The sequence below is a fragment of the Citrobacter sp. Cf116 genome (assembly GCF_030336505.1).
Lineage (GTDB): Bacteria > Pseudomonadota > Gammaproteobacteria > Enterobacterales > Enterobacteriaceae > Citrobacter > Citrobacter freundii.
On sequence record NZ_JAOWEQ010000037.1, the window covers coordinates 1,326,131 to 1,351,703 of the forward strand.

25 protein-coding genes are annotated in these 25,573 nt (G+C 53.2%); 10 read left to right on the forward strand and 15 right to left on the reverse strand.

Going from position 1 to position 25,573, the window contains the following annotated elements; translation table 11 throughout:
- The first annotated feature begins 1 nt into the window (after position 1).
- Positions 2–3,115 (forward strand): multidrug efflux RND transporter permease AcrD, encoded by a 3,114-nt coding sequence (gene acrD / locus OGV74_RS15755; RefSeq protein ID WP_286521071.1) that lies wholly within the window; start codon positions 2–4, stop codon positions 3,113–3,115.
- A gap of 75 nt (positions 3,116–3,190) precedes the next feature.
- Here the strand turns inward: acrD and ypfM are convergent, their stop codons facing one another.
- Complete coding sequence (ypfM, locus tag OGV74_RS15760) at positions 3,191–3,250, reverse strand: protein YpfM (protein WP_001386977.1); 60 nt, start codon at positions 3,248–3,250, stop codon at positions 3,191–3,193.
- A 388-nt stretch (positions 3,251–3,638) separates the two neighbouring features.
- Here ypfM and OGV74_RS15765 point away from each other — a divergent pair, with 388 nt between their 5' ends.
- Genes OGV74_RS15765 through OGV74_RS15775 form a run of 3 tightly spaced genes read left to right on the forward strand, consistent with a single transcriptional unit; the run spans position 3,639 to position 5,354 of the window.
- Positions 3,639–3,995 carry an ArsC family reductase gene (locus tag OGV74_RS15765; RefSeq protein ID WP_086504403.1) on the forward strand — a complete coding sequence of 119 codons (357 nt, stop codon included), beginning with the start codon at positions 3,639–3,641 and terminating at the stop codon, positions 3,993–3,995.
- Positions 3,996–3,998: 3 nt separating this feature from the next.
- On the forward strand, positions 3,999–5,126 hold the full coding sequence (gene dapE, locus OGV74_RS15770) for a succinyl-diaminopimelate desuccinylase (protein ID WP_003037976.1): 1,128 nt from the start codon (positions 3,999–4,001) through the stop codon (positions 5,124–5,126).
- A gap of 27 nt (positions 5,127–5,153) precedes the next feature.
- Positions 5,154–5,354 (forward strand): membrane protein, encoded by a 201-nt coding sequence (locus OGV74_RS15775; protein ID WP_003037974.1) that lies wholly within the window; start codon positions 5,154–5,156, stop codon positions 5,352–5,354.
- A gap of 103 nt (positions 5,355–5,457) precedes the next feature.
- On the opposite strand, the gene ypfH is transcribed toward OGV74_RS15775, so the two are convergent.
- The 6 genes from ypfH to dapA form a co-directional block, all read right to left on the reverse strand.
- On the reverse strand, positions 5,458–6,156 hold the full coding sequence (gene ypfH, locus OGV74_RS15780; protein ID WP_003037972.1) for an esterase: 699 nt from the start codon (positions 6,154–6,156) through the stop codon (positions 5,458–5,460).
- Between the two features lie 73 nt (positions 6,157–6,229).
- Positions 6,230–8,245, reverse strand: coding sequence for a tRNA(Met) cytidine acetyltransferase TmcA (locus tag OGV74_RS15785; protein WP_086504404.1), 2,016 nt, complete (start codon positions 8,243–8,245; stop codon positions 6,230–6,232).
- A 15-nt stretch (positions 8,246–8,260) separates the two neighbouring features.
- Positions 8,261–9,127: a KPN_02809 family neutral zinc metallopeptidase gene (gene ypfJ, locus OGV74_RS15790; protein WP_003037967.1), complete on the reverse strand. Its 867-nt coding sequence runs from the start codon at positions 9,125–9,127 to the stop codon at positions 8,261–8,263.
- Positions 9,128–9,255: 128 nt separating this feature from the next.
- Positions 9,256–9,969: a phosphoribosylaminoimidazolesuccinocarboxamide synthase gene (gene purC / locus OGV74_RS15795; protein WP_003037964.1), complete on the reverse strand. Its 714-nt coding sequence runs from the start codon at positions 9,967–9,969 to the stop codon at positions 9,256–9,258.
- A gap of 111 nt (positions 9,970–10,080) precedes the next feature.
- Positions 10,081–11,115, reverse strand: coding sequence for an outer membrane protein assembly factor BamC (gene bamC / locus OGV74_RS15800; protein WP_003037961.1), 1,035 nt, complete (start codon positions 11,113–11,115; stop codon positions 10,081–10,083).
- A 16-nt stretch (positions 11,116–11,131) separates the two neighbouring features.
- The gene (dapA, locus tag OGV74_RS15805; protein WP_003037957.1) at positions 11,132–12,010 is read right to left on the reverse strand and encodes a 4-hydroxy-tetrahydrodipicolinate synthase; all 879 of its coding nucleotides are present in this window, start codon (positions 12,008–12,010) and stop codon (positions 11,132–11,134) included.
- 145 nt (positions 12,011–12,155) lie between these two features.
- On the opposite strand from dapA, the gene OGV74_RS15810 reads away from it, so the two are divergent.
- Both OGV74_RS15810 and bcp read left to right on the forward strand, forming a co-directional pair.
- Positions 12,156–12,728, forward strand: coding sequence for a glycine cleavage system transcriptional repressor (locus tag OGV74_RS15810; RefSeq protein ID WP_003037954.1), 573 nt, complete (start codon positions 12,156–12,158; stop codon positions 12,726–12,728).
- Positions 12,728–13,198, forward strand: a complete 471-nt coding sequence (bcp, locus tag OGV74_RS15815; protein WP_003037951.1) for a thioredoxin-dependent thiol peroxidase — start codon at positions 12,728–12,730, stop codon at positions 13,196–13,198. The genes OGV74_RS15810 and bcp overlap by 1 nt, the downstream gene beginning before the upstream one ends.
- A 153-nt stretch (positions 13,199–13,351) precedes the next feature.
- Here bcp and iadA read toward each other — a convergent pair whose 3' ends face one another.
- From iadA to OGV74_RS15835, 4 genes are all read right to left on the reverse strand, one after another.
- Positions 13,352–14,470 (reverse strand): beta-aspartyl-peptidase, encoded by a 1,119-nt coding sequence (iadA, locus tag OGV74_RS15820; RefSeq protein ID WP_286521075.1) that lies wholly within the window; start codon positions 14,468–14,470, stop codon positions 13,352–13,354.
- A gap of 56 nt (positions 14,471–14,526) precedes the next feature.
- Positions 14,527–14,988: a YjiG family protein gene (locus tag OGV74_RS15825; protein WP_003037948.1), complete on the reverse strand. Its 462-nt coding sequence runs from the start codon at positions 14,986–14,988 to the stop codon at positions 14,527–14,529.
- 1 nt (position 14,989) lies between these two features.
- A complete protein-coding gene (locus OGV74_RS15830) occupies positions 14,990–15,649 on the reverse strand; it encodes a nucleoside recognition domain-containing protein (protein ID WP_286521077.1) in 660 nt (219 codons plus the stop codon).
- A gap of 166 nt (positions 15,650–15,815) precedes the next feature.
- Positions 15,816–16,880 carry an AI-2E family transporter gene (locus tag OGV74_RS15835; protein ID WP_003037941.1) on the reverse strand — a complete coding sequence of 355 codons (1,065 nt, stop codon included), beginning with the start codon at positions 16,878–16,880 and terminating at the stop codon, positions 15,816–15,818.
- 226 nt (positions 16,881–17,106) lie between these two features.
- On the opposite strand from OGV74_RS15835, the gene bepA reads away from it, so the two are divergent.
- Together bepA and arsC are read left to right on the forward strand one after the other, a co-directional pair.
- On the forward strand, positions 17,107–18,570 hold the full coding sequence (gene bepA / locus OGV74_RS15840) for a beta-barrel assembly-enhancing protease (RefSeq protein ID WP_003037939.1): 1,464 nt from the start codon (positions 17,107–17,109) through the stop codon (positions 18,568–18,570).
- 12 nt (positions 18,571–18,582) lie between these two features.
- Complete coding sequence (gene arsC / locus OGV74_RS15845) at positions 18,583–18,942, forward strand: arsenate reductase (glutaredoxin) (protein ID WP_003037937.1); 360 nt, start codon at positions 18,583–18,585, stop codon at positions 18,940–18,942.
- A 33-nt stretch (positions 18,943–18,975) separates the two neighbouring features.
- Here arsC and OGV74_RS15850 read toward each other — a convergent pair whose 3' ends face one another.
- The 4 genes from OGV74_RS15850 to OGV74_RS15865 all read right to left on the reverse strand — a co-directional run bounded on the left by OGV74_RS15850 (position 18,976) and on the right by OGV74_RS15865 (position 23,398).
- The gene (locus OGV74_RS15850; protein WP_211924219.1) at positions 18,976–19,677 is read right to left on the reverse strand and encodes a DnaA inactivator Hda; all 702 of its coding nucleotides are present in this window, start codon (positions 19,675–19,677) and stop codon (positions 18,976–18,978) included.
- A gap of 95 nt (positions 19,678–19,772) precedes the next feature.
- Positions 19,773–21,062 (reverse strand): uracil permease, encoded by a 1,290-nt coding sequence (gene uraA, locus OGV74_RS15855; protein ID WP_003037932.1) that lies wholly within the window; start codon positions 21,060–21,062, stop codon positions 19,773–19,775.
- Positions 21,063–21,158: 96 nt separating this feature from the next.
- On the reverse strand, positions 21,159–21,785 hold the full coding sequence (gene upp / locus OGV74_RS15860) for a uracil phosphoribosyltransferase (RefSeq protein ID WP_003037929.1): 627 nt from the start codon (positions 21,783–21,785) through the stop codon (positions 21,159–21,161).
- A 182-nt stretch (positions 21,786–21,967) separates the two neighbouring features.
- The gene (locus OGV74_RS15865; protein ID WP_086504407.1) at positions 21,968–23,398 is read right to left on the reverse strand and encodes a 6-phospho-beta-glucosidase; all 1,431 of its coding nucleotides are present in this window, start codon (positions 23,396–23,398) and stop codon (positions 21,968–21,970) included.
- Between the two features lie 295 nt (positions 23,399–23,693).
- Between OGV74_RS15865 and purM the strand changes: the two genes are divergently transcribed.
- Together purM and purN are read left to right on the forward strand one after the other, a co-directional pair.
- Positions 23,694–24,731 (forward strand): phosphoribosylformylglycinamidine cyclo-ligase, encoded by a 1,038-nt coding sequence (gene purM, locus OGV74_RS15870; protein ID WP_057063104.1) that lies wholly within the window; start codon positions 23,694–23,696, stop codon positions 24,729–24,731.
- Complete coding sequence (gene purN / locus OGV74_RS15875) at positions 24,728–25,369, forward strand: phosphoribosylglycinamide formyltransferase (RefSeq protein ID WP_086504408.1); 642 nt, start codon at positions 24,728–24,730, stop codon at positions 25,367–25,369. The genes purM and purN overlap by 4 nt, the downstream gene beginning before the upstream one ends.
- Positions 25,370–25,573: the final 204 nt, after the last annotated feature.

The following is a 25,573-nucleotide window of genomic DNA, read 5'->3' on the forward strand; positions in this document are numbered from 1 at the left end:
AATGGCGAATTTTTTCATCGATCGCCCCATTTTTGCCTGGGTGTTAGCTATCCTGTTGTGCCTGACAGGAGCCCTGGCTATTTTTTCACTGCCCGTTGAACAATATCCCGATCTGGCGCCGCCAAACGTACGGGTCACCGCCAACTATCCTGGTGCCTCGGCTCAGACTCTGGAAAACACCGTCACTCAGGTGATCGAGCAGAACATGACTGGTCTCGATAACCTGATGTACATGTCGTCGCAGAGCAGCGGGACAGGCCAGGCATCAGTTACGCTGAGCTTTGTCGCCGGGACCGATCCTGATGAGGCCGTCCAGCAGGTGCAAAACCAGCTGCAATCGGCAATGCGTAAACTGCCGCAGGCGGTACAGGATCAGGGGGTCACGGTGCGTAAGACCGGGGACACCAATATTCTGACAATCGCCTTTGTCTCCACCGATGGCTCAATGGATAAGCAGGACATCGCCGACTATGTCGCCAGTAACATTCAGGATCCGCTCAGCCGTATTAACGGCGTGGGGGATATTGACGCTTACGGCTCACAGTACTCCATGCGTATCTGGCTTGACCCGGCCAAACTGAACAGTTTCCAGATGACCGCTAAAGATGTGACCGACGCTATCGAGTCACAGAATGCGCAGATTGCGGTCGGACAACTTGGCGGTACGCCTTCGGTGGACAAGCAGGCGCTGAACGCGACGATCAACGCCCAGTCGCTACTGCAGACTCCGGATGAATTCCGCGCCATTACTCTACGTGTCAACCAGGATGGCTCAGAAGTTAAACTGGGCGATGTGGCGACGGTCGAAATGGGTGCTGAAAAGTATGATTACCTCAGCCGCTTTAATGGAAATCCTGCCTCCGGTCTGGGCGTGAAGCTGGCTTCAGGCGCCAATGAAATGGCGACGGCGGAACTGGTCATTAACCGTCTGAACGAGCTGTCGCAATATTTTCCACATGGGCTGGAATATAAGGTGGCATATGAAACCACCTCCTTTGTCAAAGCCTCAATCATCGACGTGGTAAAAACCCTGCTGGAAGCGATCGCGCTGGTATTCCTCGTGATGTACCTGTTCCTGCAAAACTTCCGCGCCACGCTGATTCCCACCATCGCCGTTCCCGTCGTCCTGATGGGTACCTTCTCCGTGCTTTACGCCTTTGGCTATAGCGTTAACACCTTGACGATGTTTGCGATGGTGCTGGCGATCGGCCTGCTGGTCGATGACGCCATTGTGGTAGTGGAAAACGTCGAGCGTATTATGAGTGAGGAAGGGCTCACACCGCGGGAAGCGACGCGGAAATCGATGGGGCAAATCCAGGGCGCGCTGGTTGGTATTGCCATGGTGCTGTCGGCGGTATTTATCCCGATGGCCTTCTTCGGCGGCACTACCGGGGCTATTTACCGCCAGTTCTCGATTACTATCGTCTCCGCAATGGTGCTGTCTGTTCTGGTGGCGATGATCCTCACTCCTGCTCTGTGCGCCACCCTGCTCAAACCGCTGCATAAGGGCGAGCATCACGGACAAACCGGTTTCTTCGGCTGGTTTAACCGAATGTTTAATCGCAACGCCGAGCGCTACGAAAAAGGCGTTGCCAGGATCCTGCACCGCAGCCTGCGCTGGATACTGATCTACGGCCTGCTGCTCGGCGGAATGGTTTTCCTGTTCCTGCGCCTGCCAACCTCCTTCCTGCCGCTGGAAGACCGCGGCATGTTTACCACCTCGGTACAGCTGCCCAGCGGCTCCACACAGCAGCAAACATTGAAAGTGGTTGAGGAAGTAGAGAAGTATTACTTCACCCATGAGAAAGACAACATTATGTCGGTCTTTTCCACGGTCGGTTCAGGCCCTGGCGGGAACGGTCAAAACGTGGCGCGTATGTTTGTCCGTTTAAAAGACTGGGATGAGCGCGACACCACTACCGGAACCTCTTTCGCCATCATTGAACGTGCGACCAAGGCCTTTAATAAGATTAAAGAAGCCCGCGTCTTCGCCAGTAGCCCTCCGGCTATCAGTGGCCTCGGAAGCTCTGCCGGTTTCGATATGGAGCTGCAGGATCACGCTGGTGCGGGGCATGACGCGTTAATGGCCGCGCGCGACAAGCTGATTGAGCTGGCCGGGAAGGATTCTTCCCTGACCCGCGTTCGTCATAACGGTCTGGACGACAGCCCGCAGTTGCAAATTGATATCGATCAGCGCAAAGCCCAGGCTCTGGGCGTTTCCATCGACGACATCAACGATACATTGCAAACGGCCTGGGGTTCCAGCTACGTCAATGACTTTATGGACCGTGGTCGCGTGAAGAAGGTTTACGTGCAGGCGGCAGCAAAATATCGCATGCTCCCTGACGACATCAATTTGTGGTACGTCCGTAATAACAACGGTGGCATGGTGCCTTTCTCGGCCTTTGCCACGTCGCGCTGGGAAACCGGTTCACCGCGTCTGGAACGCTACAACGGCTACTCCGCGGTCGAGATTGTCGGAGAAGCCGCGCCCGGCGTCAGTACCGGTACAGCGATGGACATAATGGAATCGCTGGTGCGCCAGTTGCCGACCGGATTCGGCCTCGAATGGACTGCGATGTCTTATCAGGAACGGCTGTCGGGTTCTCAGGCCCCCGCCCTGTACGCCATTTCTCTGCTGGTGGTATTCCTGTGTCTGGCGGCCCTGTATGAAAGCTGGTCAGTTCCCTTCTCCGTCATGCTGGTTGTGCCGCTGGGGGTCATTGGTGCTCTGCTGGCGACCTGGATGCGCGGTCTGGAAAACGACGTGTACTTCCAGGTCGGGTTACTTACCGTTATCGGGCTATCGGCGAAGAACGCAATCTTGATTGTTGAATTCGCCAATAAGATGAACGAGAAAGGACACGATCTGCTCGATGCCACGCTCCACGCCTGTCGCCAGCGCTTGCGTCCGATTCTGATGACCTCGCTGGCGTTTATCTTTGGGGTTCTGCCGATGACCATCAGCAGTGGCGCAGGTTCTGGCGGTCAACATGCGGTGGGGACAGGCGTAATGGGTGGAATGATTTCAGCCACTATCCTGGCGATTTACTTCGTGCCCCTGTTCTTTGTGCTGGTACGCAGACGCTTCCCGTTGAAACCGCGCCCGGAATAATCGGGCACAAAAAAGGCGACTTACGTTGAGTCGCCTTTTTTTATCCTTTACAGGATATGAATTTCTTCCAGAAAATTATTTACGAAGCATCACTTCGATAAAGTCTTTCCAGTTCCCCAGTTCACGTTCAATCATAACAACCTCTCTTATTATTATGAGCATTCTACAAAATCATCATCATCAAAAGAAGAACATTTAACCGATGGTTGTGATTACATCCTCCCGTGTTTGGGGTTTATGTGATCACTATGCGCCATACCCATAAATTTTATGTGACTTACTGCAATATTTTGAAATATTCATACATCATCTACTACTTTTGCAATTCTGATGGAAAAACAGGCTGATGCAAACAGGCAGATTCTGATTTTTAGTTATACGGTATTTTTGGAGCTTTCAGGAATCATTATTCACTGTTGTTCAACAATGTTATATTTTTCTATAACGATTGAATGACAATATGTATTATTCATTGCCACATAATTAAAGAATAAATATTCAAATTACGTCAATAAGGATTCAAATGATCACCCTCTACGGCATTAAGAATTGCGACACGATTAAAAAAGCCAGACGCTGGTTGGAAGCACAAGGTATTGACTATCGCTTTCATGATTACCGCATCGACGGTCTTGACAATACGCTATTACAGTCCTTTATCAGCGAATTAGGTTGGGAAGCGCTGCTCAATACACGTGGAACCACCTGGCGTAAACTCGATGAATCCACGCGCAGTCAAATCACCGATGCGGCTTCCGCCGCCGCATTGATGATTGAAATGCCAGCAATTATCAAACGCCCATTGCTCTGCGCGCCGGGTAAGCCTATGCTGCTTGGTTTCAGTGAATCCAGTTATACTCTGTTTTTTAATGAGGTGTAGTCTATGTCGTGCCCGGTTATTGAGCTGACACAGCAGCTTATTCGCCGTCCTTCCCTGAGCCCGGATGATGCCGGGTGCCAGGCGTTAATGATTGAACGCCTGCGCGCGGTAGGTTTTACCGTTGAGCGTATGGATTTTGGTGACACACAGAATTTTTGGGCATGGCGCGGTAAAGGTGAGACCCTGGCATTTGCCGGTCACACCGACGTAGTGCCCGCCGGCGATGTCGATCGTTGGATCAATCCACCGTTCGAACCGACCATTCGCGATGGCATGCTGTTTGGGCGTGGCGCTGCCGATATGAAAGGCTCACTGGCAGCGATGGTCGTGGCCGCAGAGCGTTTTGTCGCCCAGCATCCAAACCATCAGGGTCGTCTGGCATTTTTGATAACGTCCGACGAAGAAGCCAGCGCCAAAAACGGCACCGTAAAGGTGGTTGAAGCACTGATGGCGCGTAATGAGCGACTGGATTATTGTCTGGTTGGCGAGCCGTCCAGCACGGAAATCGTTGGCGACGTGGTCAAGAATGGACGTCGTGGTTCACTGACCTGCAACCTGACCATTCATGGCGTGCAGGGGCACGTAGCCTATCCGCATCTGGCCGATAATCCGGTACACCGCGCGGCGCCAATGCTCAACGAACTGGTGGCGATTGAGTGGGACCAGGGTAACGAGTTCTTCCCGGCGACCAGCATGCAGATTGCCAATATTCAGGCAGGTACCGGCAGCAACAACGTTATCCCCGGAGAACTGTTTATCCAGTTCAACTTCCGTTTCAGCACTGAGCTGACCGATGAGATGATTAAAGCACGGGTTCACGCGCTGCTGGAGAAACATCAGTTGCGCTATACCGTCGACTGGTGGCTTTCCGGTCAGCCGTTCCTGACTGAACGCGGTAAACTGGTGGATGCAGTAGTGAACGCCATTGAGCACTATAATGAGATTAAACCGCAGTTACTGACTACAGGCGGGACGTCCGACGGGCGCTTTATTGCCCGCATGGGGGCACAGGTAGTCGAACTTGGGCCGGTCAACGCCACTATTCATAAAATAAATGAATGTGTTAATGCCGCCGACCTGCAGCTGCTTGCCCGTATGTATCAACGTATCATGGAGCAACTCGTCGCCTGATGAGTGTTCCTGCAAGAGGAAAAATACATGGACTGGCTAGCAAAATATTGGTGGATTCTGGTGTTGGTGTTTCTGGTAGGCGTGCTGCTTAACGTTATCAAAGATCTCAAGCGCGTCGATCCAAAGAAATATCTGGCCAACAAACCGGAGCTTCCCCCGCATCGTGACTTTAACGATAAATGGGATGACGACGACGATTGGCCGAACAAGGATCAACCGAAGAAATAATTTCCAGGCCAATAAGTCACGTAGGCCCGGTAAGCGTTAGCACCACCGGGCGTTAAGTGCCGGATGGCAACGCTTCGCGTTTTATCCGGCCTACGGTTATCAATCAGATCATCTCAATCACATCATCATCGTGAGGCTTACCGCCGCTCAGCGCTTCATCAAAATAGTGCTTCGGTACGGTAAAACGCAGATGATCGAGCGCAAACTGCATGCTGCGTTCATCAATGGCGTGCCCCAGGTTTTCGACGATATCCAGCGTCACATCCCCACCCGCAGCAATTAATGCCTCCTGCGCGGCAACGGCATGGGAGAGCTCTATCACCCGGTCTTCACCACCGTGAATCAAATGCACCGTCGTTGCGGTAGTTGCAACCTCCGGTAAGGTGGCATAGCGACCATTGAAGGCAATGACCCGCGACGCCAGCCCCGGCTCGGCTTTGATGCTCTCAAGCGACATGATGGAACCCTGAGAAAAACCAATCAGCGCGGTAGCCTGCGGTGAAACGCCGCTTTGCTTCTGCCAGTAGCGCACGGTTTCGATAAACACCGGCATAATCGCGTCGATACGCGCCTGACGGTTCTCTTCCGTTACGCCCTGTACCGAAAACCACTGACGTCCGGAAGTCGTACCGTAAGGCTCTGCCCCGCCAATGCTGACGATTAACGCATCCGGAAACAGCGGCGCAAACCAGGAGCCAATTTCACCCATGGCAACCGGGTTATCCCCGACGCCATGAAACAGCAGCAGTAGCTGTTGAGCGGGTTTATCGGGACTTTGAACAACAAAATGGTCATGTTTCATGGCGATCTCCTTAACTGATGAGAATCATTCTACGCCGCTTAACCGCAATGACCATGCCAGGAAATTGAAGATGTTAGTGAAAAAATTGCCATTGCATAATGCGATTATGTAGCCGCTGTTCACGTTCAGCATCCAGCTGATTTAACGCTTGTGCCGCTTCGGCGCGCTGAACGACCAGCAGCGCTTTACGACCTGAGATCTTCAGCTGTTGGCACAATTCGGCGTCGCTGCGTTTAGCCTGTATACGTCCGCGCAATGCCGGAAGAGGTAATTCACTGTGCTCAAGCAGACGACTCAGACAGCCTAGCGACGTCAATAATGGCCGATGCGCGAAGGCAAACCCAGCCAGCTCAGCCCAGTCATCCTCATTAAGCGTAGTCTCTTTCAGCGGGACCAGCGGAATGCTCTCACCATTCCATCGCGCAAGGATTTCCGCATCACGCCGCAAATGCTGGTGCTCCCGCTCGGCAAGGCGCTTTCCCGCTTCGCTGATGGGCAGCAACGCCATGGCGGTATAACAGCCGCTGCTGGCTTCCCGGTGATTTCCCATTCGCACCAGCACAAAACCGCAGCGCTGCCAGAAACGCCATAGTTCAGCCGTATACCCAAAACTGACCGAGAGATAGTCACACGATGTGGAATAGTGGTGGGCCAGCACAATCAGCTGTTGCCCAATACCTTCTCTTTGGCGCGCAGGATGAACCGCAATTCGACTGACTCGTCTCCCGACGAGCGTCGCCGCCAACGGGTCACCACCGTGCGCCGCCAGCGACTGTGCAACCAGATTCCCCCTCGGTCGACGATATCCGGCCCAGACGGCCTGGCTTAATTCTGCGGATAGTCCCCCTTCATCGACCAGCCAGACAGCACCCGCCACTGAGTCAGCGGGTGATGCCTGAAGAAAATGCTGACCAGGCGCGTCCATCATTCGCCGCAGGTCTAATGGCGAGGTGCGATAATGCGCTCCGGAGAGCAACTGGTATACCGCTAACGGCAGCGCCGGGCTAGCATCCCAGGACTGTTGCTCAAATGCCGAGAAGTGAAGCTCCCCCAATGGGGCATGCGTGAACGTTTCATCATCAAACACCAGCGCATCGCTGACAATTTGCTCCAGCGGACATCCCTGCGCCCAGCGTACGGGTTGTTGCAACTCATAGCGTCGAAGATTGGGGAAGCGGGCGCAGAATTTCAGCAAGAAGCCTCTACCCGTTCCCTCGTAGCCTTGTACTGTAGTGGTTAACAGCGTACGAGGAAAACGCGCCACCAGTTGGTGTAGCAGCGGCGCGGGGATCGCGGCGGCTTCATCCACAATCAGCCAGTCTGCGGTTTCAGAACTGCTTAATAGTGCATCCGGCGCCATAAAGCGGTAACGCTCTGCGGCAAATTGTGCCAGCACATCCGTTGCAGCTTTGGCAGGTGCGGTCACAATCGCAGTGCCGTTAATCCGCGCTATGAGTTGCCCTGCCAGAGCGGATTTGCCCCGACCCCGTGCGGCCGTCACCGCAACCACACCGGGAGGCATAGCCAGCAAATGATTTAATATCATCGCCTGTTCTGGTTGGGGTTCGCCGGTTGCCGCGAGCCAGGCTGCGCGAGCAGGAAAGTGCGGATAGGAAACCGGCTGATGCTGCTGCCAGTGCAGAGCCTGTCTATCGCGGGAAATCACCCGTTTGACGTGCTCAACAAAGTGCGGTGTGGGAATGGGCTCAGCACAATCGCTCCAGCGTAGTGAATCCACGTCCGGATGCGTGTGCCAGGAATGCCAGGGTGGGGTCAGCAAAACCAGCCAACTGCCGGCAAGCAGTGTACCGCTTAAGGCGGCAAACGCCGCAGCGTCAAATCCCTGCCCGGCGTCGAAAACTGCATGACGAAACTCGCGCCCCAGTAACGTTTGCAGCGCCTGTGGCGTACAGTTCGGTTCAGCAGGGGCATTCGCCCCTACCCACAACCAGTCGCCGGGTAATATGTCGCGTAGCGCTAACGCCTGCCCCTGACACCAGTTCTCCTCGCCGCTGATAATCAGCAAACGACGGATCCCCTCACGAGCCATCTGTTCGGCTAACGCCCTCAGCGCCGTGTTATCGGACATCCCTGCCTCTGTATCTTAAATACCTTTACCAAAGGTATTACATTGTCCCGGATCGCCGCTATCAAAACCGCGTTTGAACCAGGTAAAACGCTGTTCAGAGGTTCCGTGAGTAAAGCTGTCCGGTACGACGCGTCCTTGTCCCTGCTGTTGCAGGCGATCGTCACCAATGGCCTGTGCGGCGTTTAGTGCCTCTTCCAGGTCACCAGACTCCAGCACGCCCTGCTGCTGCATGCTGTGGCCCCAGACACCGGCAAAGCAGTCCGCCTGCAGTTCCATACGAACGGAAAGACGGTTCACCTCAGCTTGTGAGGCGTTCTGCTGCATCTGGCGAACCTTCGGTTCAATACCCAGCAGTTTCTGCACGTGGTGACCCACTTCATGGGCGATAACATAGCCCTGCGCAAAATCACCATCAGCGCCCAGCTTGTTTTTCATGTCATCATAGAATGAAAGGTCGATATATACCGTACCATCTGCCGGACAATAAAACGGTCCCATCACGGACTGGCCCGCGCCGCAGCCGGTGCGCGTCGCGCCCCGGTACATCACCAGCTTCGGCTGTTGGTAGGTGCGGCCCATTTTTTCAAACTGCTGTCCCCAGGTATCTTCTGTTGTAGCCAGAATCACCGAGGTAAATTTTGCCGCTTCATCATCGTTTGGGCTGATGGAGCGTGATGATTGTTGTTGGGAGACCGGCTGGCCGGTCATTAATCCGGTGAGATCCACGCCATAATAACCCGCCACCAGCACCACAATCAGCAGGATGATACCGCCTTTACCACTGGGCAGACGAAAACCAGGCCCACCCATAGAGGGGCCGCCGCCAGAGCTGTTTCGTCTGTCTTCCACGTTGTCACTTTCACGACGCCCTTGCCAGCGCATAATCACCTCAACTTTTTATTCATTATGATGATGATCGTAGGCGGTTCGGAACAGGATTACCATAAGAAATAGTAATCAAATCAGGTGGGGTTAATGAGCCGGAGAGCGATCGCCGGCTCAGGGGAAGATTAGTCTAACTTCACACCCAGGCGATGCGCGACGGCTTCATAGGCTTCGATCAGGCCGCCCAGACTCTGGCGGAAGCGATCTTTGTCCATTTTATCCAGAGTTTCTTTGTCCCACAGGCGGCTACCGTCCGGTGAGAATTCATCACCCAGGACGACTTCACCTTTATACAAACCAAACTCAAGTTTGAAGTCGACCAGAATCAGACCAGCATCATCAAACATCTTTTTCAGCACGTCGTTAGCTTTGTAGGTCAGCTCTTTCATACGTGCCAGATTCTCTTTGCTCACCCAACCAAAAGTTTCGCAATAGGAATCGTTAATCATTGGATCGTGCATAGCATCGTTTTTCAGGAACAGATCAAACAGCGGCGGATTCAGTTCAATACCTTCCTCAACGCCTAAACGCTTAACCAGAGAGCCTGCCGCGCGGTTACGTACCACACATTCAACCGGTACCATATCCAGCTTTTTCACCAGACATTCGGTATCAGAAAGCAGTCGCTCCATCTGGGTAGGAATACCCGCTTCTTGCAGTTTAGTCATAATGAAATGGTTGAATTTGTTGTTCACCATGCCTTTACGGTCAAACTGTTCAATGCGCGCGCCATCCCCTGCTGACGTATCATTGCGGAATTCGAGCACCAACAGGTCCGGGTTTTCCGTGCTGTATACGGTCTTCGCTTTACCACGATACAACTCAGCTTGCTTTTGCATCTTTATTACTCCTGGGTGTGAATTAACGATAAATATTGCGTTTTTCTGCCGACGCACACGTTTGCGTATCATATCAGAAAAAAAGGGCTGGAGTTATCCAGCCCTTTATTTTTACTTACTGAACGCTGCCTGGAAGACGGCGACCAGCGCGTCGTTCTGGCTTTGCGTCAGGGTATGCCCCTTCGGATCGATAAACTGCAAGCTACTGCGGTTGTCTAAATCACCGACCTGCAGTTTATAGTCGCCGGATACCAGACCTGGGTCACTTGCGCCCAGCTCCTGCCAGCTGCTATCAGACAGAGGTTTGTAGGTCACCGCGATGCTACCCTGAGAACGGGTGCTGTCGGTTACCTTCATCCCCACTTTCTCAAGCGCTGCTGGCAAACGCTGCCACACCACGTTGAACGGCCCGCGTACCACCAGCATTGGTAAACCGGTGTCATCGGCTGCGCTCTGAACATCCATGGTGGCTGCAGAGCGGTTCTGCGCGGCATTCGCGGCGTCGGTGGCGTTCTTATCCAGACCAGCAGAGATAACGTTCATCATCTCAGCGCTGTAACGCTGCATTGATGCCGCATCGGCTACGGGTTTACCCGCCTGCTCGAGGTTAATCAGTTTCACCGTTACCGCTTGCTGATAGCCCTGCGGTTTAACCGAGATTTGATAACGTCCACGGTACTGCTCGTCTTCATCCAGACGGTTCCAGTCAACCCAGTCGGTGGTCAGCGTCTGGCTGGCATCATCACGTTTGGTGATCGTGTAGTTTTTAGACTGAATGACGCTCACGACCTGCGGCCACAGCGTGTTACCACGACCATTTTCCACCAGCAACGTTGAGGTATCGCCTGCGATTTGCGTGCGAGCGCCAGTGACTAACGCTAACGGCTGAGCCGGTGGACGAATATCCAGCGCTTTACCCACGGCACCACTGCCGTTGGTTACCGGGATATTATAGTCGCCCGACATAACCGGCAAAATCATCCCAGCTGGAGCATGAAGCTCAGCAAGCGGTGCGGCCTCCAGATAGGATTCATCACCGCTCACCTGGCGCTTATAGCGCGAGTCAGAGCTACAGGCCGCGAGCAACATAACAAGCGAAACACCCGCAACCTTGGCCAGGCGCGACTTTTGTACTGAGTAAGCCATCAAATCTCCCTAAACTTTACAGCAAACCGGCATGCTTAAGCGCCGCTTTGACGATTTCACGAGCATTGTCCGTGATTGGCGTCATCGGCAGACGTAGCGTATCGGTCGCCACAAGTCCCAATTCCTTACACGCCCATTTCACGGGAATAGGATTGGGTTCGACAAATAGTTTGTTGTGTAACGGCATCAGACGCTGGTTAATCACCCGCGCCTCGGCAAATTGCCCGGCTGCCGCCAGTTTGCACATTTCAGCCATATCACGTGCCGCAACGTTAGACGTTACGGAAATCACGCCATGACCACCGAGCTGCATAAAATCCAGTCCGGTCGCGTCATCACCGCTGAGCAGAATAAAGTCGTCCGAAACCAGCTCTTTGATCTGGTGAACGCGACTTAAGTTCCCCGTGGCCTCTTTAATAGCGATAATATTTTTAACTTTCGCCAGACGACCAACGGTTTCCGGCAGCATATCGCAGCCAGTACGGGACGGCACATTATACAGAATTTGCGGCAGGTCAGTATGCTCAGCGATGGCTTTGAAATGCTGGAACAAACCTTCCTGGGTTGGGCGGTTGTAGTAAGGCGTCACCGTCAGGCAGCCAACAACACCGCTGTCGTTGAAACGCTGCGTCAGACTAATGGCTTCCGCGGTCGCATTGGCGCCGGTTCCGGCAATAACCGGAATACGCCCGTCAGCCAGCTCCAGCGTCATCATCACCACATCGCCATGTTCATCATGACTCAGGGTGGCGGACTCACCGGTGGTGCCAACAGAAACGATCGCCGAGGTGCCGCTGGCGACATGATAATCAATCAGTTTTTTCAGGCTCGACCGGCAGACTTTACCTTTCTCATCCATCGGCGTAACAAGCGCGACAATACTTCCCGTGAACATGGGCCATCCTCTGTGCAAACAAGTGTCTCAATGGTACGTTTGGTACGACAATAAAAGCAAGCGACCAGAGCCGTTCTGATTGTTGTATGCATGTTTTTTTTATGCTTTCCTTATGATTACCTCACCGCTCAAAGGAAGAACAGGTTTGACATCGTCATCGCAACACTATCTGGTCATTACTGCGCTGGGTGCCGACCGCCCAGGAATTGTGAACACCATCACACGTCATGTCAGCAGTTGCGGCTGTAATATCGAAGACAGCCGACTGGCCATGCTGGGTGATGAGTTCACGTTTATCATGTTGCTGTCGGGCACCTGGAATGCCATCACCCTGATTGAATCAACCTTGCCATTAAAAGGCGCAGAGCTGGATTTACTCATTGTGATGAAGCGCACGACCGCGCGCCCTCGTCCGGCGATGCCTGCTACGGTATGGGTGCAGGTCGATGTCCCTGATTCTCCCCATTTGATTGAACGCTTCACCGCACTGTTTGACAGCCACCAAATGAATATTGCGGAACTGGTTTCACGCACGCAACCGGCTGAGAATGGAAAGGCGGCGCAGTTGTTTATTCAAATTACCGCACATAGTCCTGCGTCACATGATTCGGCAAATATTGAAGATGCGTTTAAAGCACTCTGTACAGAACTCAATGCGCAAGGCAGTATTAACGTCGTCAATTACTCACAGCATGATGAACAGGATGGAGTTAAGTAATGAACCCACTGAAAGCCGGTGATATCGCACCGAAATTTAGCTTGCCGGATCAAGACGGAGAACAAGTAAATTTAACCGACTTCCAGGGACAGCGTGTTCTGGTTTATTTTTACCCGAAAGCCATGACACCCGGCTGTACCGTACAGGCCTGCGGCTTGCGCGATAACATGGATGAGTTAAAAAAAGCTGGTGTTGAAGTGCTGGGGATCAGCACCGACAAACCAGAGAAGCTTTCCCGATTCGCGGAGAAAGAAGTCCTGAATTTCACGCTCCTGTCCGATGAAGATCATCAGGTTTGCGAGCAGTTCGGCGTCTGGGGTGAGAAGTCATTTATGGGCAAAACCTACGATGGCATCCACCGCATCAGCTTCCTGATTGATGCCGAAGGCAAAATTGAGCACGTGTTCGATGACTTCAAAACCAGCAATCACCACGACGTGGTACTGAACTGGCTGAAAGAGAACGCCTGATTTACGTTTTGCTGGAAAAAGCCTGATGGCGCTTCGCTTATCAGGCCTGCGCAGCTTATTAATATTGCGAAACTTGTAGGCCGGGTGAGGCGTAGCCGCCACCCGGCATAAACGTGAATCTGTACTTTTTCAGGCTGACATCCGCATAAACGTTTATTCAAACGTCCCTTTTACGCAGGCCTTCTTCTCTCTGACCACGGCTTTTCCCTTCGCCCAAAGGTGATTAACCTCCAACGCATCGTTAAGCACCAGAATGTCCGCATCGCATCCCACCGCCAGGCGCCCCTTATGTTCGAGCCCTAAAAATTCTGCGACCGTACGCGTCAGCGGACAGAGCGCCTGTTCCAGCGGTATGGCATGAACTTTCACCAACTGGCGCACCGTTTCAGCCAGTGATTCAAACCCCGCGACACCGATACCGATGAGATTACCTAACTCATCAAATTCCGGCTGGCTGCCGTTGCCATCCGAGCTAAGGGTAATGCGCGACAGTGGCACGTTCTGCCGCAGCGCCGTGGCGATAGCCGTGGCGGGATCGACGGGCTCATCAATGCTGCTGGTAATGTCGATATAACCACCTTTACGAGCATACTCCAGCGCCGCCTGGAACAACGGTTCCGCACGGTTAACGTGTGTCGGCAACAGTTTAGTAATCGGCACATCGCAGCAGTTGAGGATCTGGTACAACGGTTCCAGCATGCGCGGGCTATCGCCCATATGGAATACACTGATCCCCGGTTTGCGTCCTAACAATCCACCGACGCGTGACTGCGCTGCCATGTTTGCCAGCACCGAGGTATCTGGGGCTGAGGAACGATGGTCCGAAATCGCACATTTTACGCCAATGATTTTATCGATCAGCGCCACGTCGCGATCGATGCTGCCGGTGATGGTCGGGGAAGGCAGAGAATACGCCCCAGTAAGCATCCATGCACTGATGCCTTCAAACTCCAGCGCGCGGGTTTTTGCCAGCAGCGATTCCGGGTGACGGGTAATACCATCGGTACCCAGCAAACCGACTACCGAAGTTACACCAGCTTCAACCAGGCGTGACAAGCGTACTTCCGGCGTGCGGGTATGCGGCCCTGCTTCCCCGCCGCCGCCAATCAGATGGACGTGTTGATCGATAAATCCTGGGCACACAATCGCGCCGTCAAGATTGATACACTCGCAACCGGGAAAGTCTCCAGGAGAAATTGACGGGGCGATGGCAACAATTTTACTGCCGGAGACCAGTATATCCTGTCGCCCTAAATCTTCCGGTGCGTACACGTGTCCCTGCTAGAACAACGTCAAATTAAGAATTGAACAGTTCATAACCTTCCTTGTCAGGCAATTACCTGCATAACCCAAATAGAGAGCAGCGCATTAATGACGCATACCGCAATAATCAGCGGGTAGTAACGGGGATGGACCCCCGCAGTTCCCAGGCAGCGTCCCACATTTTGCACCGGATTGCCCATCAGGTAGATTGCCGGTAGCAATACAGTCGCATCATGTCCCGAAAGCGTACCAGCAACAACCAGACTCGCACAAACGCCGACGCCGCCTCCCATACTCATCACCGCCGCCAGCAGCACGGTGGCAGATTCCCCTGGTAGCCCCCACAACGCCATCACCGGTTCGCACACCCGCCCGACAATCTCGAGCAATCCCGTCACCTTCAGCGCCTGAATAATCACAAACGCCATCACCACGTTAGGTAACAGGCTGGTTGTAGCAATTGTAAACCCGCGCCGCGCGCCATCGATAAACATATCCATGACGTTTTTACGTACCTGCGTTGTCATCTCAGACCTCCTGCTGCAGACGGCGATTTTCCAGCTGCGCAATCCACAAACGCAGCAGGTTCGCTCCCACAAATTTGAAGACAAGGATCACCGCCAGCGGCGTAATCACCGGAACGGTAACCACCGTAAACAGCGCAGCGCCAGAGGAAAAATAGTTGGTAATACACGCGCTGCCGCTGGTTTGCCAGCAGGCAAAAATGGCACGCTCCTGTTCAGTAATAATGCCCTCTTCCGCCATCTCTTTGGTCATCCCGGCCGCGGCATCGGTATTTTGCAAATTCGCAATTAGCGCCAGCGAACAAACTCCCGGAATACCGAGTAACGGGCGCAGGACCGGCGTCATCAGCTGTTGTGCCGCACGTACCCCCCCCAATCCTTCGGTGACGGAAATAATCCCGAGTGAAAGAATGACGGAAGGTGCCAGCTCAAGCGCGAATAAGAAGCCGTCTTTGGCTCCCATCCCTCCAGAGCCGCGAAAAGAGACCGCCGTATCGCCTGTGGCATTAATCTGCCCAAACGCGCCGTTGAGGACGGTGAAGTCAAAGACCCGCCACCATTCGGTACTTTTCGCAAACATGCCGGAAAAAAGGATAATCGTAATAAAAAAAGCGAGATAACCGCCCCATCCTACCTTTTGCTGCGTGTGTGTGTTGTGACCCATTTTGTTCTCCTGTTGGTCTTATTCCTTGCGTGACAGAAAGACATCACGCAGGTCAAGTTAAAGACAAATGCGGAGAAAAACGACAGCAGAAGAGATTATTCAGAAAGTGTGGATAGAGGTCAGACAAGTTCGGATCCGGCGACATGATATCGCCGGATCTTGCAGATTAGGGTTCGTCAACGACCTGACCATCCGGCCAGGCGTGCATTACCGCTTTGATTAACGTCGCCAGAGGGATCGCAAAGAATACGCCCCAGAATCCCCACAGACCACCGAAAATCACCACGGAGAGAATAATCACCAGTGGATGCAGATTGACCGCCTCGGAGAACAGCACGGGAACCAGCAGATTGCCGTCCAGCGCCTGGATAATCAGGTACACGGCAAAACAGCTCCAGAACTCGGTGCCAAGCCCGAACTGAAACAGCGCCACGCCAACTACCGGAATCGTCACCACAAAAGCGCCGATATACGGGATCAGCACAGAGAACCCTACCAGCACCGCCAGCAGCAGCGAATAGTTGAGACCAAACAGCAGGAAGCCGAGCCAGGTCGCCACGCCGACCACCACCATTTCCAGCACCTTTCCGCGGATATAGTTGGTGATTTGCTGGTTCATCTCTTTCCACACCTGCCCCGCCAGCCCACGATTACGCGGCAGCACCCGGCGCACGGCGTTCAGCATCTGTCCTTTATCTTTGATCAGGAAGAACACCATCAATGGGACGAGAACCAGATAGACCGCCAGGGTCAGCAATCCAACCAGTGAGGCTAACGAATATTTCACCACCGAATCGCCCATGGTGAGCATTCGCGAGCGCATATTTTCCGCCATCGCATCAATGATGCCCGCATCCATCAGCGCCGGATAACGCCGCGGCAAGGTGGCAGCAAAATCAGACAATTTATTAAGCATGCCGGGCATGTCGCGGATCAGATAGATCCCCTGCTGCCATGCAACGGGCATCACCACAAACGCCATCAGCAGCAAAATACCGACAAACACCACCAGCACAATCGATGTCGCCCAACGCCGTGAACACCCAATATGTTCCAGCCGCACAGTCGGCCATTCAAGCAGGTACGCCAGCACTATGGCGACCAGTAGCGGCGCCAGAAGACCGCTAAAAAAGAACAGGATGCCAAAACCGGCAACCAGAATAATCAGCAGGGCGATGGCTTCGGGGTCGCTAAAGCGGCGACGATACCATTGCATCAACATTTCGAGCATAAAACCCTTCCATGAACCCAATAGCGGGATTGCGATCCCGAATTGTATCGAAATGTCACAAAAAAGACTTCGCTTTTTATGGCTGATTACGCAAAGTGAAAAGACATTTTTCCTGGGTGTTCATCGTCAGGTTTCGCAGTTACACTCCGTAAGCTTGCGGAGTGTGAACGATACTTCACAGCATTGGTCAAATGGCTATCTCAAAAAAGAATACAGGACAGAGGTTATGTTCAGGCAGTTGAAAAAAAACCTGGTTGCTACCCTCATTGCCGCACTGACTATCGGTCAGGTTGCGCCCGCATTTGCTGATACTGCGGACACCCTGCCTGATATGGGAACGTCGGCAGGCAGTACGCTTTCCATAGGACAGGAAATGCAGATGGGCGATTATTACGTACGCCAACTGCGCGGCAGTGCGCCATTAATTAATGATCCATTGCTCACCCAATACATTAATGCGCTGGGGATGCGTCTGGTCTCGCACGCCGACTCGGTAAAAACACCCTTCACATTCTTTTTGATTAACAACGATGAAATCAACGCCTTTGCTTTCTTTGGCGGCAACGTTGTCTTGCACTCCGCACTGTTCCGCTATTCCGACAACGAAAGCCAGTTAGCATCGGTCATGGCGCACGAAATCTCCCACGTCACTCAGCGCCACCTGGCGCGTGCAATGGAAGATCAGAAACGCAGTGCGCCGCTAACGTGGGTAGGTGCGTTAGGTTCAATTTTATTAGCGATGGCTAGCCCGCAGGCGGGTATGGCGGCGCTGACCGGTACGCTGGCGGGAACACGTCAGGGGATGATTAGCTTTACGCAACAAAACGAACAGGAAGCAGATCGCATCGGTATTCAGGTGCTACAACGCTCGGGATTCGATCCCCAGGCCATGCCGACGTTCCTCGAAAAACTGCTCGATCAGGCCCGTTACTCTTCGCGTCCGCCGGAAATTTTGCTGACTCACCCTCTGCCTGAAAGCCGTCTGTCGGATGCCCGTAACCGCGCCAACCAGATGCGTCCGGTGGTCGTCCAGTCGTCAGAAGATTTTTATCTGGCTAAGGCACGAACCTTGGGCATGTACAACTCTGGTCGTAACCAGTTGACCGATGACCTGCTGAGTAACTGGTCGAAAGGCAACGTACGTGAGCAACGTGCGGCGCAATATGGTCGGGCATTGCAGGCGATGGAAGCCAGCAAATATGACGAGGCGCGTAAAGCGCTGCAACCGCTGCTGGCAGCAGACGCGAACAATGCCTGGTATCTCGACCTGGCAACGGATATCGATCTCGGCCAGAAAAAAACCAGTGATGCCATTAACCGCCTGAAAAACGCCCGCGACCTGCGCACTAACCCGGTACTGCAGCTCAACCTGGCGAATGCGTATCTACAGGGCGGGCAAGCCAAAGAGGCGGCAACCATCCTGAATCGCTATACGTTTAACCATAAGGACGACCCTAACGGCTGGGATCTGTTAGCTCAAACGGAAGCCAACCTGAACAACCGCGATCAGGAGCTGGCGGCGCGGGCGGAGGGGTATGCCCTCGCTGGACGTCTGGATCAGGCGATTTCGATGCTCAGCAGCGCAAGCTCTCAGGTGAAACTGGGTAGCCAGCAACAGGCCAGATACGATGCTCGTATCGACCAGCTACGCCAGCTGCAAGAGCGCTTTAAACCGTACACCAAGATGTAACAGGAAAGAAAAATGTCAGACGCGATTAAAATCTACCATAACCCACGCTGCTCCAAGAGCCGTGAAACGCTGGAATTACTGAAGTCCAATGGCGTGGACCCGGAAGTGGTGCTGTATCTGGAAACCCCGGCTGACGCCGCGACCCTGCGTGAACTTCTGCAGATGCTGGGTATGTCCAGCGCGCGTGAGCTGATGCGCCAGAAAGAGGATCTCTATAAATCGCTTAACCTGGCGGACAAAAATCTGAGTGAAGATGCGCTGATTCAGGCAATGGTGGAAAACCCAAAACTGATGGAGCGCCCGATCGTAGTTGCCAAAGGTCAGGCTCGAATTGGACGTCCGCCGGAGCAGGTACTGGAAATCGTCGGTTAACCGAAACCTGCCGCAGTCATTTGGCTGCGGCGCTTACAACTTCAGAATTTCTTTTACGAACGGAATGGTCAGCTTACGCTGGGCGGTGATCGATGCGTGATCAAGCTGATCCAACGTCATAAACAGCGTACGCATTTCCCGATCCAGACGCTTAAGCAGAAAGCGGCCCACATCTTCCGGCAGTTCAAATCCGCGAAGTCTGGCGCGTAATTGCAACGCCTGCAGCTTATCTTCATCGGAAAGTGGTTGCAGCTTGTAGATTTGCCCCCAGTCCAGACGCGAAGCGAGATCCGGCAATCCCAGATTCAACTGTCTTGGTGGACGATCGCCGGTGATCAGCAGGCGTGTTTTCCCCGACTCCAGGATACGGTTGTAGAGATCAAAGATCGCCATTTCCCACAGCGAATCACCGGCCACACATTCGATGTTATCGATGCATACCAGCGATAAATGCTCCATCCCGTCGAGCACCTCGGGGACGAACCAGGTGCGTTTGTCGAGCGGCACGTAGCCTACCGCATCGCCGCGCGCGGACAGTTCCGCACAGGCTGCATGCAGCAAATGACTACGGCCTGCGCCTTCACGCGACCAAAGATAAATATACCCGCTATGTTCCTGACGCAGCACGTTTTGCAGTGCAGCCAGTAAAGAGGAGTTATCCCCCGGCCAGAAACTTGCGAAAGTTTCGTCGTCAGGAAGATAAAGTGGCAAAGAGAGCTGTGCCGGTGTGTTCAGAGATACCTCAACCCAGGATTTCATAAAATCGCGTTGAGTTTAACACAGAAATGCGTCGCGATAGAACCGGGCAGCATCGCCACCCGGTCAAAGGTTTACTGTTGCTCAGTGTCGGCATCTTTGGCGTCGAGCACCACTTCTTCTGGACGCAGCAGGCTGATAACTTTGAAAATCAGGCTCAGACAGACACCCACAATGGTCGCCAGCGCCATGCCTTTCAGCTCAGCAGCACCGATGTGAACTTTCGCGCCGCTGACGCCGATGATCAAAATGACCGAGGTCAGGATCAGGTTCTGTGCTTTGTTGTAGTCAACTTTTGACTCGATCAGCACGCGAATACCGGAAGCGCCAATCACGCCGTATAACAGCAGAGATACACCGCCCATGACCGGCAGCGGAATGATTTGGATCGCCGCAGCCAGTTTACCCACGCAGGAGAGCAGAATGGCGAAAATCGCCGCACCGCCAATAACCCAGGTACTGTAAACGCGGGTAATCGCCATGACGCCGATGTTCTCGCCGTACGTGGTGTTCGGCGTAGAACCGAAGAAGCCGGAGATCACCGTCGACAGGCCGTTAGCAAACATAGAACGATGCAGGCCAGGATCGCGAATCAAATCTTTTTTCACGATATTCGCCGTTACCACCAGGTGGCCGACGTGTTCAGCAATAACCACCAGCGCCGCAGGCAGAATAGTCAGAATAGCGACCCATTCAAAGCGCGGTGTGTAGAACGTCGGCAGAGCAAACCAGTGAGCCTGCGCTATCGGCGTGGTGTCCACGACCCCCATCACGAAGGAGAGCGCGTACCCGGCCAGCACCCCAATCAAAATCGGGATAATCGCCATAAAGCCACGGAACAGCACGGAACCAAATACCGTCACCGCCAGCGTCACCATTGAGATGATGATGGTTGTTGAGTCTGGCGCTTGTCCTTCCGCAGGCAGCAATCCCGCCATACCCGCAGCGACACCCGCCAGCTCCAGACCGATAACGGCAACGATTGCGCCCATCGCCGCAGGCGGGAACATTACATCCAGCCAGCCAGTACCGGCTTTCTTAACGATGAACGAAACCAGGCAGAACAGGATGCCACACATAATGAAACCGCCCAGCGCCACTTCATACCCTAGCGGCAGCAGCAGCAGAACCGGGGAAATGAACGCAAAGCTTGAACCGAGGTAAGCCGGAATTTTACCTTTACAAATAAAGAGATACAGTAAAGTACCAATACCGTTAAACAGCAGAACGGTAGCTGGGTTGATATGAAACAGGACTGGCACCAGTACCGTTGCGCCAAACATGGCGAACAGGTGCTGTAAACTAAGCGGGATTGTCTGTAAAAGCGGCGGTCTTTCACTCACCCCGATAGCACGGCGCGTCATAGTGTTTTCCTCTGAGTGTTGTTTGTTATTAGCGATTGGGTTGTTTTATTCAAAAAAAAGCCGACTCTTAAAGTCGGCTTCTTTTCACTTATTCGTTTACTTGGTACCAAAAATCTTATCGCCGGCATCGCCGAGCCCCGGAATAATGTATCCGTGCTCGTTCAGTCCCTGATCGATGGAGGCAGTATACAGCTCAACATCCGGGTGCGCTTTTTCCAGCGCCGCGATACCTTCCGGCGCTGCAACCAGCACCAGGACTTTAATGCTGCTGCAGCCTGCTTTTTTCAGCAGGTCGATGGTAGCGATAACGGAACCGCCGGTTGCCAGCATCGGGTCAACGATCAGCGCCATACGCTCATCAATGTTAGAAACCAGCTTCTGGAAGTACGGAACCGGCTCCAGCGTCTCTTCATTACGGTACATACCGACCACGCTGATACGCGCGCTCGGAACGTTTTCCAGAACGCCTTCCATCATGCCCAGGCCCGCACGCAGGATTGGCACAACGGTGATTTTTTTACCTTTGATTTGGTCAACTTCAACCGGGCCGTTCCAGCCTTCAATGGTCACCTTTTCGGTTTCCAGACCGGCGGTTGCTTCATAAGTCAGCAGGCTGCCAACTTCCGAGGCGAGTTCACGAAAGCGTTTAGTGCTGATGTCGTTTTCACGCATCAGTCCCAGCTTGTGTTTGACGAGTGGGTGTTTGACTTCCACGATCTTCATACTCTTCTCCTTTCCTCAGACGAGTGGCAACCACAAAAAAATCGCCGGATTATACCGCTTTTCGTCTCTGGCGCAACACTGCATACGCTTGATATGGATCAACCAAAATCGTTTGCGTCTGGATGATGAGTATAAAACAACCCCCACAATAAGTGCGGGGGTTGTTATCAATGCTATGAATTTTATAGATTTTCAGCATTACTCTGGATGACGTTTTGATACCATGAAAAAGATTTCTTCGGCGAGCGTGCTAATGTCCCACTCCCGTCATTATTTTTATCAACATAGATAAAGCCGTAGCGTTTTTTCATCTCCCCCGTCCCGGCCGAGACTAAATCAATACAGCCCCACGGGGTATAACCCATCAGATCCACGCCATCTTCCACCACCGCTTTTTTCATTTCGCGGATATGTGCGGCCATATAGTCAATACGATAGGAATCATCCACCGAGCCGTCGGCCTGCTGCACGTCAATCGCCCCAAAGCCGTTTTCAACAATAAACAGCGGCAACTGATAATGATCCCAGAACCAGTTCAGCGAATAGCGCAGACCGACGGGATCAATCTGCCAGCCCCAGTCCGACTTCTGCACGTACGGGTTAGAAACCAGGCTTTTCGACTCGTCGTAATCCAGTTGTGGGTTGTCCGCCGTTGCCTGGGTCGCGAAAGACATATAATAGCTAAAGCCGATGTAATCAACGCAGCCCTCGGTCAGCGCCTGACGGTCTTCCTCGGTGATATCCAGTTCAAAGCCACGACGGGTAAAGTAATTGAGAAGATGCTGCGGGTATTTGCCGCGCACATGGACGTCAGTAAACCAGTAACGCCGGTGCATAGCATTCATCGCCATCATCATGTCGTTCGGCGCACAGGTCAGCGGATAAATTGGGCACATCGCAATCATGCAGCCAATTTGCAGCGCCGGGTTAATTTCACGCGCGACCTTCACCGCCAGCGCGCTTGCCACCAGCTCGTAGTGCACAGCCTGAAACATGACCGGCTCGCGGTCTTCACCAGGCAGATATTTCAGGCCAGAGTTAGTAAAGGGCGCGAAGTCTTCGTGATAATTTGCCTGATTGTTAATCTCATTAAACGTCATCCAGTACTTCACTTTGTGCTGGTAACGAGTGAAAACCACCCGGGCAAAACGGACAAAAAAGTCGATAAGCTTACGGTTGCGCCAGCCGCCGTACTCCGTCACCAGATGGTAGGGCATCTCGAAGTGCGACAACGTAATCACCGGCTCAATGCCATATTTCAGGCATTCGTCAAACAGGTCATCATAGAACTGCAGGCCAGCTTCATTGGGTTGCGCTTCATCACCTAAAGGGAAAATCCGCGTCCAGGCAATAGAAGTGCGAAAACATTTAAACCCCATTTCGGCAAACAGCTTGATGTCGTCTTTATAGCGATGATAAAAATCGATGGCATCGTGGTTAGGGTAGTTTTTACCGGCAATCACACCGTCAGTAATTTCACGCGCCACGCCATGCGCCCCCGCCGTCATGACATCGGCAACGCTAATTCCTTTACCGCCCTCCTGCCAGCCACCTTCCAGTTGATGAGCGGCGACAGCGCCACCCCACATGAAATCTGCTTTAAATCCTGACATCCCCTTCCCCTATCGTGATGACTCTGCGCAAAACGCTCCAAATGAGGCCCGCAACAGAAAACAGAAACCGGTTTCAGTACGATACTGTGCATTCGGCTGGCAGGTTTCAAGCACAAGGCTGTACCCGGTTTCATTTTCGTGGCGCAGTTCAAACAAATAGATAAATGATTGTAAAATGCTGAAAAAACCAGCAGATAAAACTTGATGCAGAGCAGGCTCGCAAACGTTTGCTTTCCCTGTTAGAATTGCGCCGAATTTAACTTTTACTGCAAGTAAACATGTGGGGAAGCAGGCAGTGACCGATAAAACCTCTCTTAGCTACAAAGATGCCGGTGTTGATATTGATGCAGGTAATGCTCTGGTTGATCGAATCAAAGGCGTAGTAAAGAAAACGCGTCGTCCGGAAGTTATGGGTGGTCTGGGTGGCTTCGGTGCGCTGTGCGCATTGCCGCAAAAATATCGTGAACCGGTACTGGTTTCCGGCACTGATGGCGTTGGTACAAAACTGCGTCTGGCGATGGATCTGAAACGCCACGACACTATCGGCATTGACCTCGTCGCAATGTGCGTCAACGACCTCGTGGTTCAGGGCGCTGAGCCGCTGTTCTTCCTCGACTACTATGCAACCGGCAAACTGGATGTGGACACCGCAGCCAGCGTCATTAACGGGATTGCCGAAGGCTGCCTGCAGTCTGGCTGTGCGCTGGTCGGTGGGGAAACAGCTGAAATGCCGGGGATGTACCACGGCGAAGATTACGACGTGGCAGGTTTCTGCGTTGGCGTCGTCGAAAAATCAGAGATTATCGACGGTTCTAAAGTGGCTGACGGCGACGTACTGATTGCGCTCGGCTCCAGCGGTCCGCACTCCAACGGTTACTCTCTGGTGCGTAAAATCGTTGAAGTCAGCGGTTGTGACCCGGAAACCACCGAGCTTGAAGGCAAGTCGCTGGCCGATCACTTGCTGGCTCCGACCCGCATTTACGTAAAATCCATTCTGGAACTGATCGAGAAGGTTGATGTGCACGCCATTGCCCACCTGACCGGCGGCGGCTTCTGGGAAAATATTCCACGCGTTCTGCCAGACAACACGCAGGCCGTGATCGACGAGTCTTCCTGGCAGTGGCCAGCCGTCTTCAACTGGCTGCAAACGGCGGGTAACGTCAGCCAGCATGAGATGTATCGCACCTTTAACTGCGGCGTAGGTATGGTTATCGCCCTGCCAGCTTCGGAAGTGGACAAAGCCCTGGCTTTGCTCAATGAGAAAGGTGAAAACGCATGGAAAATCGGTATCATCAAAGCTTCTGATTCCGAACAGCGTGTGGTCATTGAATGAAAAACATTGTGGTGCTCATTTCCGGTAACGGAAGCAATTTGCAGGCGATAATAGACGCCTGCGAACAGAAAAAAATCAATGGCACCATACGTGCAGTATTCAGTAACAAGGCCGATGCGTTCGGCCTTGAACGCGCACGCGAAGCGAATATTCCAGCGTACTCGCTGGAAGCCGCCCAGTTTGCAAGTCGCGAAGCCTTCGACCGCCAACTGATACAAGAAATTGACGCCTGGGCGCCGGATGTCGTGGTGCTGGCCGGTTATATGCGCATTCTCAGCCCGGCGTTTGTCGCGCACTATTCTGAACGATTGCTGAATATCCACCCGTCTTTATTGCCAAAGTATCCCGGCCTGCATACGCACCGCCAGGTACTGGAAAACGGCGATGAAGAGCATGGTACCTCAGTCCACTTCGTCACTGATGAACTGGACGGCGGACCGGTTATTCTCCAGGCCAAGGTTCCGGTATTTGAAGGCGACAGCGAAGATGATGTCACGGCACGGGTTCAGGCCCAGGAACATACCATTTACCCACTGGTGGTAAGCTGGTTTATTGATGGTCGCCTGAAGATGCGTGATAACGCTGCATGGCTGGATGGCATCCGCCTACCGCCACAAGGCTACGCCGCCGACGAATAATAAAATTCAACCTGTAAGCCGCATGTCACCATCCGGCTTACAGGCATAACTACCTTTTCCGGTTAATACCACCGGTATTCATCTACGCTCCCCCTTTCTCTTTGCTATCAGACGGTTTATTGTCATATTTTTCTGGCACAGTTGGACATCTGAGAGCAATGCTCGCCATAATAAATCGGTAGTGTCCCGTGAATGAAACGGAGT